Genomic DNA, 11,324 nt, shown 5'->3' with positions numbered 1-11,324 from the left:
TCGCAGTCTTTCGGAGTTGCCTGAGACTTTGGCGAACCTCTGACTTTCTGGTGGCTGCACGGCTCGGGAAGGGCTGTCCAAAACACGCTCCTTCGGCACATCCATGTGGCGCTTGGGCTCCGCCATCCATGGCTCCGCACAGTTTTGGACAGCCCTTCCCGAGCCGCGCGTCCAACTTTTGTGGTAGCCGTCCTCTAGTCAGGTGGTACGTTTGCTTCAATCCGATCTTTCTGCCAACCACTCCGATATTTCCAACCAGCTTTCCTTCGGCGCCTTGCTGCCGGCCAGAATACCCATGTGACCGCCGGGGGTGACCCGGAAGGTGACGTCCTTTGAGCTGACGTGGTCTTCAATCCGTTTCACCGCGCCGGGTGTTGCCAGGGTGTCGCTGTCGCCGGCGATGGCGAGTAAGTTGGAAAAAATAATTCACTAACGTGTTCTGAATGAAAATGGGCGGTTGGCACGCAAGTCTGATCGTGCAGGTATGAAAGCCCTTTCCCGGACCGTGCATTGCCATGGATGGCAATGCCGAGCCCCCATGGGTGAGACAAGCGTTTATGAAGCGTAGCTTCATGCGCAGGCGAACGACTGCAATCTGTGATTGCAGGCCGGACCCGAAGGGGTTCACGGCGTGTCCGGGAAAGGGCTTTCATACCTGCACAGCCACAGAAGTCCAATAAGATTAGACTATCTGCAAAGGCCAGAACCATGGCAAGAATGTCCACCCCCAATGGCAAACCGGTCACTTCAGGCCACTGCCCAAACGTGCCAACCATTGGTATCATTCGCCCATCGCAATAAAACCAACAACAGGACAACCATGCTCAGCTTCCTGCCAGCCCCGGTCACCGGCGTACTCAGCTCCATTCTGCTGGGACTCAACACTCTGTTCTGGTGCCTGCTCCTCTACATCCCGGCCATCTTCAAGCTTCTCATCCCCCACCAGGGCTTCCGCGTGCTCTGCACCAAAGCCATCATCTGGATCTCCGAATCCTGGGTGGCCTGCAACACTGGCTGGATGAAGCTTACCCATGGCACCAAATGGACCGTCCATGGCGACGAAAAGCTCAAACGTGAAAGCTGGTACCTGGTGCTCAGCAACCACCAGAGCTGGGTCGATATCTTCGCCATGCAGCGGGTATTCAACCGCAGAGCGCCGTTTCTCAAGTTCTTCCTCAAGCAACAACTGATCTGGGTGCCGGTCATTGGCCTGGCCTGGTGGGGGCTGGATTTCCCGTTCATGAAGCGCTACACCCGTGAATACCTGATCAAGCACCCGGAAAAGCGTGGCGAAGACCTGAAAGCCACCCGCAAGGCCTGCGAGAAGTTCCGCTATACCCCTGTCAGCATCATGAACTTCGTGGAAGGTACCCGTTTTACCCAGGCCAAACACGACCGGCAGAAATCAAAATACACCCACCTGCTGACGCCCAAAGCCGGTGGTGCAGCCTTTGTGCTGGACGCCATGGGAGACACCATCGACACACTGGTGGACGTGACTATCGCCTATCCGGGCGGTGCGCCCAGCTTCTGGGATTTCATGTGCGGAAAGGTCAGCGAAGTGAAAATGGAGATCGATACCGTCGCCATTCCCGACCACCTCAAGGGGCGGGATTATGCGACCGACTCCGAGCACCGCAAAAATGTGAAGAACTGGCTGGCAGAGCAGTGGCGGGCAAAAGATGAGCGCCTGTCGAGGATGCTTGATCAGAGCTAGTCGTTGTCGCTCTTTTCGTCGTCCTCGACTTCGTCCGGGTGCTCTTCCTTGTAACGCTCCCACTCTTCCCAGTCGTGAGGCGTTCCGGCATGGGGCCGTTTCAGGTGCTTCGCGTGCTCCATGGCGTTGTGGCGCAGGCTGTGGTCCCGCTCCTCTTCTTCCTCGTCGAAGCCGTACTTCTTCAGGAATTCCGTTGGGCTGATAGGCATCCGGATTCACCTCCGCAATAGATTGCTGCCTCTATCTTATTACGATGGTGCTCCGGAGCCGGATTTTCAAGCATCGTCGGTGCTATCCGCCCCGGTGCCCGTGGCGGCATCCTCGGCCGGCGTCTCCACAAGATTGAAAAGGATCTGCTTGCGTTCGTCGTCCACACCGGCATAGGTGACGGAAACGGGTTGCTCAAGCTGGAAGATCCGGCCGTTCTTGTTGTGGACCAGGCGCAGGGTGACAGGGTCGAAGCTGAACTTGCCTTCCAGGGTCTTGCAACTGACGAAGCCCTCAAGCCCGTTGGCATCCAGCCGCACGAAGAAGCCCGAGGGAGTGGTGCGGCTGATGACACCGGTCATCGGCTCCTCGCCCAGATTGCGGGCGAAATCGCTCTTGAGCCAGCTTTCCAGGCTGTTGGCTGCCTGGCGCGCCCGGAACTGGGTCAGTTGCAGTTCGGCCAGTTGCTCTTCGCTCAGTTCGCTCAGGGGCTCCTGCCAGAGGATCGACTTGATCAGCCGGTGCACATGGAAGTCACTGAATTTTCGAAGTGGTGAGGTAAACGTAGTGTAGGCAGCCAGCCCCATGCCCTGGTGGGGGGCAGAGGTAAACGACAGCTCGGCGCGGGCGAGCTGGCGCGATATGATGGCCTTGACCGGTACTTCCGAGTCCAGGCCTTCGGTCTGTTTCATCAGGTCGCGGAAACCTTCCGCACTGGTGGCATCCACTTGTGCGAGGTCGGGCGCATAACCCTCAAGTAGCGCGCGAATGTTGTCGGCGCGGTCGTCACGTAGCCCGGGATGCTGGATAAACAGGCCCTTGTCCTGCTGGCCCAGGAAGTCAGCGGCGCAGCGATTCGCGGCGATCATGCACTCTTCCACCAGGCGATGGGCCTCATTCTGCACGGACGGCTCAATCAGCCGCACCCGGCGGTTCTCATCGAGACGCAGGCGGAACTCCGGGCGGTCGCCGTTCACCAGGGCATGTTCATTCCGCCACTTGCGCAGGGCGGTGGCGGCCTGGTGGAGCTGGTCGAGACTATTGGTCACGTTATCCGGCAGTGCCTTGATGTCGTCGTCTTCCCGGCCCTCGATCAGGTTGGATACCAGCTCGTAGCTGAGTTTGCCGTGAGAACGGATCACTGCCTGATGGAAGCTGTAATCGCCCAGGCTGCCGTCGTTGTTCACCTGCAGGTCGCAGACCAGGGCCAGGCGTTTGACGTCCGGCATCAGTGAACACAGGCGGGTACTGAGAGTGTCCGGCAGCATCGGCAGGGGCTCGCCGGGGAAGTAGATAGCAGTGGCGCGGCGAAAGGCTTCCTGCTCCGCCGGGCTGCCCGGCTCGATGACGGCTGTCGGGTCGGCAATGGCAATGGACAGTTTCCAGCCGGTGGCATTGGGCTCGGCCAGCAGGGCATCGTCCATGTCCTGAGTGCCGGGGCTGTCGATGGTGACGTAGGGCTGCTCGGTAAGGTCTTCCCGGCCCTCGCCCTTTGCCTCGATTGCGGATTCGTCCAGCGCCTCAGCCTGCTTGCTGACAGCTTCCGGCCAGGTGTCCGGCAGGTCGAAGGTGGCAACCGTGAAGGAGCGCTCGATGCCGGTTTCCCCGGCTTTGCCGATCACTTTCAGGATTTTTGCCTGGCCTTTGCCATCCTTGATCGGATGCTTGTGAATGCGGCAGTAGATGTAGTCATCCGGCTGGGCATTCTGGCGTTCTTTCGGCGGGATGAAGATCCAGCGGTTGATACCGGGGGTTTCCGGCACCACGAAGTGGCCCTTGCCCCTCACCAGGTAACGACCCACGAAGGTGTCCAGGCTGGTTTCCAGCAGTTCGTCAATGACACCCTGGGTTTTGCCCTTGTCGCCTTCCTGTTCGGTGATATTGACGCGGTCGCCGGGAAGGACTTTCTGCATTTCTTCCGGTGGCAGGAAAACATCCCGTCCTTCATCCAGTGCCACAAAGCCGAAACGTCCGTTGGTGGCTTTGACAGTGCCGGGAAACACCACCTTGTTTTCTTCAATATCGGACTTCAGCTGGCGCAACTGGCTGAGGGCGTCGGCGTTGAGCATGAACAGAACCTGAATGGATAAAATTTGAATGTTGTTGCGGAGTATACCGGTTATGGCGGTATGAGTCAGACCCGTTACGCGGGGTTAGTTTCCCTGCCCCGGCCATCGACAATAAAGACCCTGTTCCGGCCCTGCTGTTTAACCTGATAAAGCGCCTGGTCAGCCTGGCGAAGGATGGTCTCAATATCATCCCCGGGCTCGCAGTAGTAACCGCCCACGCTCACCGTGACGGGAGTGCCGGTACGGATACTGTCCCTCTCGATGGTTTCGTGAATTCGTGACGCGATCTGGTGCAGGGTGCTTCGGTCGCAGGGCGAAAGCACAACTACAAATTCATCCCCGCCCCACCGGCCGGCATGGTCGTAGGGGCGCAGACCGGCCTTGAGCCAGAGTGCAACGCGGCAGAGAATCTCGTCCCCGACCTGGTGGCCCAGCTCGTCGTTGATGGTTTTGAAATGATCGATATCGAGCCAGATCAGCCCGAAGCCAGTGCCCTGCCGCTGCGCCCGCTGAATTTCCTCGTCGAGGCCCTCGTCCAGCCCGCGGCGGTTCTTCAAACCGGTAAGTGCATCAATCCGCGCCAGCCGGTAAAGCTCGTCGGTGCGCTGTTCCACCTTTCGTTCCAGCTCACGGGTCGAGTGACCGACTGTCTCGGTCATCTTTTCGAAATGACTGGCGAGCCGGCCTATTTCATTATCCGGCTTGTCCAGGTGGGGGAGCGTGAAACTGCCGCTACGAACCTTCTCAACGGCGCTTTCCAGGCTGATGATAGGTTTGAGGATGCGCGAGCGGATAATCAGGTGGAACAGGACAAGCGTGATGATAAGGCTTGTGAGGAACACCGCGACCAGTGGCCAGAGATAGCTGGTGGGGAGGAGCGTCTCCAGATCCAGCAGGGTGATTTCGAACCAGCCAATGGCAGGCAGAAAAGCGACGCCGGCCAGGTGTTTCCGGCCATCCACGGTGACAAAGCTGCTTTCCACGGCTCCGGTGGCACCGCCCCGGTTCTTCAGGATCTGGAGCATCCCCAGCACTTTCTGCTTGTCCTCGCCGCGGTCAAACAGCAGGTCCACGGTGCTTTTCTGGCCCTCGGGTTTGATGATACTGGCGAAATCAATGTAGTTCCGGTCGCGGTATAACTGGATGGCCCCGTTGTAGTCCACGAACAGGGTGGTGATGCCTTCCTGGTCAATGTCGACTATGTCCTGCAGGAACGCATCGAGATCCAGTCCGGTGCCGACCATCCCGACGATACGATCGTTTTCGTCACGCATGAGAACGTCGATCCACAGCTTGGTAACGCCAAGCTCGGCATCGGGGTTCACATTGAGGTGGAAGTCGCGGCCTTCCTCGATTAACTGGAAGAACCAGGCATCCTCGGGTTTGTCCGGGTCGAGCTTGTAGCGGAACTGATTGTCTTCAAATTCGTTGTCGGCGTTGTTGTAGTAATAGTGGCGGGAATCCCGAAGCGCCACGAAATAACTGTTGTCGCGGAAATTACTGCGGAAGCTTTCCATTTCCCGGATCGCTTCGCGATTCAGGTTCTCGTCTTCCGCCGCCGCCCATCTCACCAGCGTTGAGGAATCCGCCATCTGGCGGGCGAGGCCTATTTCCCGCTCCAGAGACTGTAGCAGGCGAGCGCTGTCATAGCGGACCTGTATTTCCGCTACCTGCTGCCCCCAGCGTTCGATAATATTCTCGGAGAGTTGCCGATATGCCAGCCACGACGCCAGCGAAGCGGTGATCATCAGCACCGCTGCCAGGCCCAGGAGTCGGGTTTTGAGGCTCAAGCGCATTCCTCGTAGGTGGTGAGTCTATCTGACCGATATCATAGAGCAGGGGCGGCAAAGAGTGTAGGAAAAACAGACAGGGCTGCGATTGCAGCCCTGTGTCATGTTGGTGCTCTGGTGTCCCCGGAGTCGTTCGGGTTAGTTGTGCTCTGCAAATACCCTGGTCTGGCCGCTCTCGTTAAACATCAGCACCTGATAGGGGTCCTTGCGGTCGCCCATTTCCATGCCCGGTGAGCCGACCGGCATGCCCGGTACCGCAAGCCCTTTGGCTTTCGGGGCCTCGGCTATCAGGCGGTGAATGTCGTTGGCCGGGACGTGGCCTTCAATCACGTAGTCACCGATGAACGCCGTATGGCAACTGGCCAGGGAGGACGGCAACCCGGCGTCCTGTTTGAGTGGATTGAGGTTGTTGGTTTCAGTCACTTCCACCTTGAAACCATTGTCCTTGAGGTGATCCACCCAGTCGGTGCAGCAACCGCAGGTCGGGGACTTGTAGACATGAATGTCCTTGAGTCCCTCATCGGCCTGTAACTGGCCGTTAAATCCGAAAGTCGCAACAAGGCCCAGGGCAAGCAAGTGTTTTTTCATGATGTTACCTCAGTGATGATGGCTATGATCGTTGTCCGGTTTGCTGCCTTCGGAGGGTGACAGCCAGAACCACCAGACAATGGCGGCCATCAGGATCAGTCCTCCGGCATTGACCAGAAGTGTGCTCATTCGTTCCCCTCCTTGCCGGCGTTATTGCTGGTTCTGAACAACCGCAGCCGGTTGGCGTTGGTGACCACCGTAACCGAGGACAGCGACATCGCGGCGCCGGCCAGTATCGGGCTCATCAACATTCCCCATAGAGGGTATAACAGCCCGGCTGCCACCGGTATACCCATGGAGTTGTATATAAAAGCACCAAACAGGTTCTGGTGGATATTACGAACCGTGGCCCGGGATATCTCAATGGCATCGGCCACACCGTGAAGCGAGCCGCGCATCAGCGTAATGCCTGCGCTCTCGATGGCTACATCGGTTCCGGTGCCGATGGCAAAGCCGACGTCCGCTGCAGCCAGGGCCGGGGCGTCGTTAATGCCGTCACCCACCATGGCCACGGTGTAACCCTTGCCGCGCATTTCGCTGACGATGGTGGCCTTGTCTTCCGGCAACACCTCGGCGCGATAATCATCGATCCCGGTTTTCTGGGCGATGGCTTTGGCGGTGGCGTCCACGTCGCCGGTGACCATCATGACCCGGATGCCGGCATCGTGGAGGCGGCGGATAGCGTCCTCGGAATCCTGCTTGACGGCATCGGCAACGCCGATCACGCCAACCGCCTCGTTACCCAGGGCCAGGAATAGCGGGGTGCCGGCTTCAGAGGTAATGGCATCCGCTTCCTGCTGAAGTTCAGCCAGATCCACACCCTCGCTTTCCAGCCAGCGGCGATTGCCCAGGCGCACTGGTTGACCGTCAAGCTCACCCTTCACCCCCTTGCCGTTGAGGGCTTCAAACCCGGTGACCTTATCCGGGCTGGCGTCTTCATCTTTGGCCTTCGCCATAATCGCTTCTGCCAGGGGGTGCTCCGAGTGCTGTTCCAGGCCCGCCGCCAGAGCCAGCAATCTGCCGGTATTGTCGTCAGGTGCATGGAAACGGGTCACGGCCGGGTGACCCTCGGTAATGGTGCCGGTCTTGTCCAGTATCACCAGGTCCAGCTTGCCTGCGGTCTGCAGGGCATCGCCCTGGCGGATCAGCGCGCCGTATTCTGCTGCCTTGCCAACCCCCACCATCACCGACATCGGTGTAGCCAGGCCCAGGGCACAGGGGCACGCGATGATCAGTACGGTAGTGGCGGCTACCATCATGTGGACCGCCGCCGGCTCCGGCCCGACGTTGTACCAGACCAGCGCAGAGACCACGGCGATCAGCATCACGGTGGGTACGAACACCGAGGAAATTTTGTCCGCCAGGCGTCCGATTGCCGGCTTTGAGCCCTGGGCCTTCTTGACCAGGCGGATAATCTGGGCGAGGGCGGTCTCGCTGCCGACGCGGGTGGCTTTGTAGATGATCGAGCCATGGGTGTTCAGGGTGCCGGCAGAAACTTCGTCACCCGCCCCCTTACTGACAGGCATGGGTTCACCGGTGAGCATGCTCTCGTCAATGCGGGTATTGCCCTCGGTGATTTCCCCGTCCACCGGCAGACTCTCACCGGGGCGCACACGGATATGGTCGCCGGCTTCAACCTGCTCTACCGGCAGGTCCTGCTCCTCGCCGTTACGGATGACACGCGCGGTTTTTGCCCGCAGATCCAGCAACCGACGCACGGCTTCAGAGGTTTTGCCTTTGGCACGAAGTTCCAGCGCCTGGCCCAGATTGATCAGGCCGATAATCATCGCCGAGGCTTCAAAATAGACATGCCGCGCCATTTCCGGCAGTGCATCGGGAATACTGGTGACCACAATGGAATAGACCCAGGCGGTGCCGGTGCCCAGGGCTATCAGGGTATCCATGTTGGCATTGTGATGACGGAATGCCTTCCAGGCACCGGTGAAGAAGTGGCCGCCAGTGGCAACCATAACACCCAGGGTGAGAATGCCCAGAGTAAACCAGATCATCTGGTTGTCCGAAGTGACCATCATGGTGTTGAAGCCCATGCCCCAGATCATCAGGCCCAGGCCCAGGCCCAGGCTGATCGCCATTTTCACCAGCAGCGTCTTGTAATGTTTGCGATCCTCCTCCTGCTTGCGGTCATCCGCTGCATCCGGGTCCTCGATCACGCTGGCGCCGTAGCCCGAACTTTCCACCGCCCTGATCAGCGCCCGTGGATCCGCCTGGCCAGTGGCAGTGGCCGTATTGTCCGCCAGGTTCATGTGGGCACCGGTAATGCCATCCACCGACTTTAGCGCCTTTTCAATTGTGTTCACACAGGAGGCACAGGTGGCACCGGTCACCGCCAGATGAATCTGTTCACCGTCACCAGCGGACTCCGCTTTATCTTCCTTGTGCTCATGGGTGTGCCCGGCTTCAGCCTGCTCCTGAACCTTGTCAGAATGACAATGGTCGCCTCCGGAACCAGCCTCAGTTGCGGACGACGCCCCCAGTGGCGAGGCGGGGTAACCGGCCTCGGTCACGATACGGGCCGCTTCACCGGTATCAATACCATCTGGCAGGGCGACCGTTTGCTCCTCCAGATTTACCTCAACCTGGTCGGCGCTGCCGGTCAACGGCTCCAGGGCGCCAAGGATCTTGCGAACGCAGCCCTGGCAGGATGCGCCGTAAATCGACAGCGCCGGGTGTAATGCGGTTTTCTCATTCATGGAGTATCACTCCTTCCTACCTGTTTCCGGGGCAGACTCGTCCCAGTGTTCAATCAGTTGGCAAATCGTATGCCCGTCCGGCGTGCCATCCGGCATATCCTGCCAGGCGGACAAAGCAGCGGTCATGCGGCTACGCAGTTGCTGCAGCTCGGCAATTTCCCGCTCTACCTCCGCGAGCCGCTGCTGAAAAACGTCCCGAACCATGGGGCATGGCGAGTGATGATCGTCAGCCTTCTCCAGAATCTCCCGGATTTCCGGCAGTGAGAATCCGAGTTGCCGTGCTTTGCGGGCAAAACGCAACCGCCGCAAATCTTCAGCATCGTATTGCTGGTAATTGTTGTCCGGATTCCGGGTAGGCTTCAGCAACCCTTCCCGGGTATAAAACCGGACAGTATCCGGATTAACCCCTGCGCCTATAGCAATCTCTTTAACTTTCATAAGCAGCATCGCCAACAATAAGTTTGCTCGAGTGGCTGGATGGAACTCTCTTCCGAAACTGTGCGGAGCCATGGATGACGGAGCCCAAGCGTCACATGGATGTGCCGAAGGAGCGAGTTTCGGAAGCAGGTTCCACCCGACCACGAATGGCGTCCAGGCTGAACGCCACGTAGTATCAAGTTAAGGATAGCCTAAAACCTGTGAGCTACTCACAAGTCAAAGGTTTTTTCAGGATGAGGAGTTTTTCGCGCGGAGAAAGGTACCGCAGGCCTTGCACTGGTCCGGGGCCATCAGTTTGGCTTGCCAGCCGATTTTCTCGCCACAGGCAGGGCATTCCAGACGCAACTGCAGAATGATGATCGGGGTGATCAACGCAGCAATGAGAACCCCCAGCGGGCCCCAGCTGTCACCGCTGGACAGGCCAAGCTGGCTGCTGAAGACCAGGATCACAATCAGCGAGAAGAAGGCAAAGATAAAATAACTCTTGTTCCAGGATTCCCACTGCCGCAAGCGATCATTCTGTTCTTTGGTCAGATAGTTTGAACTCATACGTCGGTACCTTGAAAGCTGATACCGGAATAGTGGTGATTCGCAGCGCTCATTTCAATCACGTGCCAACCGGTGTGTCCACATTCAGCAGGCCCGAACCCAGGGCCCTTTCCAGTTCCGCAGCCGGAATCGGGCGGCTGATGAAGTAGCCCTGGATCAGATCGCAGCGGTGATTCTTCAGGAAATTCAGCTGGTCCCGGGTTTCCACGCCTTCGGCCACCACCTGGATGCCCAGGTTATGGGCCAGATTGATGACTGCCCGGGTTATCACCGCATCGTCGTGCCGCTCGGTGACATCGGTAATGAAGGAGCGGTCTATTTTCAGCAGGTCCACCGGGAAGTCCCGCAGGTAACCCAGGGAGGAATAGCCAACGCCAAAGTCATCAATGGCCAGGTGCACACCCAGTTTGTGAAGCTTTGAGAGCTGGTTGAGATTGTGCTCGATGTTCTGGATAAAGATCTCTTCAGTCAGCTCCACTTCCAGTCGGTCCGCCGGAACGCCATGGTATTCCAGAGTCTCCCGGATATGCTCGACAATGCCCTCGTCATCCAGTTCGCGGCCCGACAGGTTGACCGCAATACGCAGATTGGCATGGGAGCTGTTCTGCCATTTTGCCAGCTGCTGGCACGCGGCCCTGACCACCCAGCGGCCGATGTCCGTAATACGTCCGCTTTCCTCTGCCAGGGGAATGAAATCCACCGGTGGCAGCAGCCCGCGGCGTGGATGCTGCCAGCGGATCAGGGCTTCCACACTGTTGATGGAGGCGTCATTGAGATCCAGTTGGGGCTGGAAGTGCAGCACGAATTCATCGTTGGCCAGGGCGCGGTCCAGGTCCTTGTCCAGCTCCAGGCGCATGACTTCCCTGTCCTGCATGCCCTCGGTGTAGAACTGGTAGGTGTTGCGGCCCTGCTCCTTGGCCCGGTACAGAGCCACATCGGCATTGCGCAACAGGGTGTCGGCGTCGAGGCCGCTCTGGGGATAGACCGCCACGCCCATGGTTGCGGTTATGTTGTGTTTTTCACCCTGAACATCGTAGGACTCTTCAAAACACTGCTTGATATGGCCCAGCAGATTGATGACGTCGTCAATGTCTTCCACATGCTGCTGGCAGATCATGAACTCGTCGCCACCGGAGTAGGCGACCATGATCCGCTCGTCACTCAAGGCATTGAGGCGTTCGGAGACCTTGATCAGCAGCTCGTCCCCGAACTGATGGCCGAGGGAGTCGTTAAGCATCTGGAAGCGGTCAAGGTC

The 11,324-nt window shown here is 58.6% G+C and carries 9 protein-coding genes; 1 reads left to right on the top strand and 8 read right to left on the bottom strand.

The genetic code is table 11. The features are described 5' to 3' along the window. Positions 1 to 820: 820 nt before the first annotated feature. Positions 821 to 1,717: an acyltransferase gene (locus ACESMB_RS08970; RefSeq protein WP_372926945.1), complete on the top strand. Its 897-nt coding sequence runs from the start codon at positions 821 to 823 to the stop codon at positions 1,715 to 1,717. Here ACESMB_RS08970 and ACESMB_RS08965 read toward each other — a convergent pair. The 8 genes from ACESMB_RS08965 to ACESMB_RS08930 form a co-directional block, all read right to left on the bottom strand. Continuing rightward, positions 1,714 to 1,926, bottom strand: a complete 213-nt coding sequence (locus ACESMB_RS08965) for a hypothetical protein (protein WP_372926946.1) — start codon at positions 1,924 to 1,926, stop codon at positions 1,714 to 1,716. The two genes, ACESMB_RS08970 and ACESMB_RS08965, sit on opposite strands and share 4 nt — an antisense overlap. Before the next feature lie 66 nt (positions 1,927 to 1,992). After that, the gene (locus ACESMB_RS08960; RefSeq protein WP_372971361.1) at positions 1,993 to 3,993 is read right to left on the bottom strand and encodes a ribonuclease R family protein; all 2,001 of its coding nucleotides are present in this window, start codon (positions 3,991 to 3,993) and stop codon (positions 1,993 to 1,995) included. A 74-nt stretch (positions 3,994 to 4,067) separates the two neighbouring features. Next, positions 4,068 to 5,783 carry a diguanylate cyclase gene (locus ACESMB_RS08955; RefSeq protein WP_372925669.1) on the bottom strand — a complete coding sequence of 572 codons (1,716 nt, stop codon included), beginning with the start codon at positions 5,781 to 5,783 and terminating at the stop codon, positions 4,068 to 4,070. A gap of 138 nt (positions 5,784 to 5,921) precedes the next feature. Next, positions 5,922 to 6,371 (bottom strand): DUF411 domain-containing protein, encoded by a 450-nt coding sequence (locus ACESMB_RS08950; protein WP_372971360.1) that lies wholly within the window; start codon positions 6,369 to 6,371, stop codon positions 5,922 to 5,924. Between the two features lie 125 nt (positions 6,372 to 6,496). Then, a complete protein-coding gene (locus tag ACESMB_RS08945; RefSeq protein ID WP_372971359.1) occupies positions 6,497 to 9,082 on the bottom strand; it encodes a heavy metal translocating P-type ATPase in 2,586 nt (861 codons plus the stop codon). A 6-nt stretch (positions 9,083 to 9,088) separates the two neighbouring features. Next, positions 9,089 to 9,520 (bottom strand): MerR family transcriptional regulator, encoded by a 432-nt coding sequence (locus ACESMB_RS08940; protein ID WP_372925672.1) that lies wholly within the window; start codon positions 9,518 to 9,520, stop codon positions 9,089 to 9,091. A 228-nt stretch (positions 9,521 to 9,748) separates the two neighbouring features. After that, positions 9,749 to 10,069: a hypothetical protein gene (locus ACESMB_RS08935; protein ID WP_372925673.1), complete on the bottom strand. Its 321-nt coding sequence runs from the start codon at positions 10,067 to 10,069 to the stop codon at positions 9,749 to 9,751. 58 nt (positions 10,070 to 10,127) lie between these two features. Continuing rightward, positions 10,128 to 11,324, bottom strand: a 1,197-nt coding sequence (locus tag ACESMB_RS08930; protein WP_372971358.1) for a putative bifunctional diguanylate cyclase/phosphodiesterase, incomplete at its 5' end; no start/stop codon positions are given.

Origin of the sequence: Marinobacter sp. (assembly GCF_041686475.1) — a bacterium.
Taxonomy (GTDB): Bacteria; Pseudomonadota; Gammaproteobacteria; order Pseudomonadales; family Oleiphilaceae; genus Marinobacter.
This window is presented reverse-complemented; position numbering and strand designations above follow the sequence as displayed.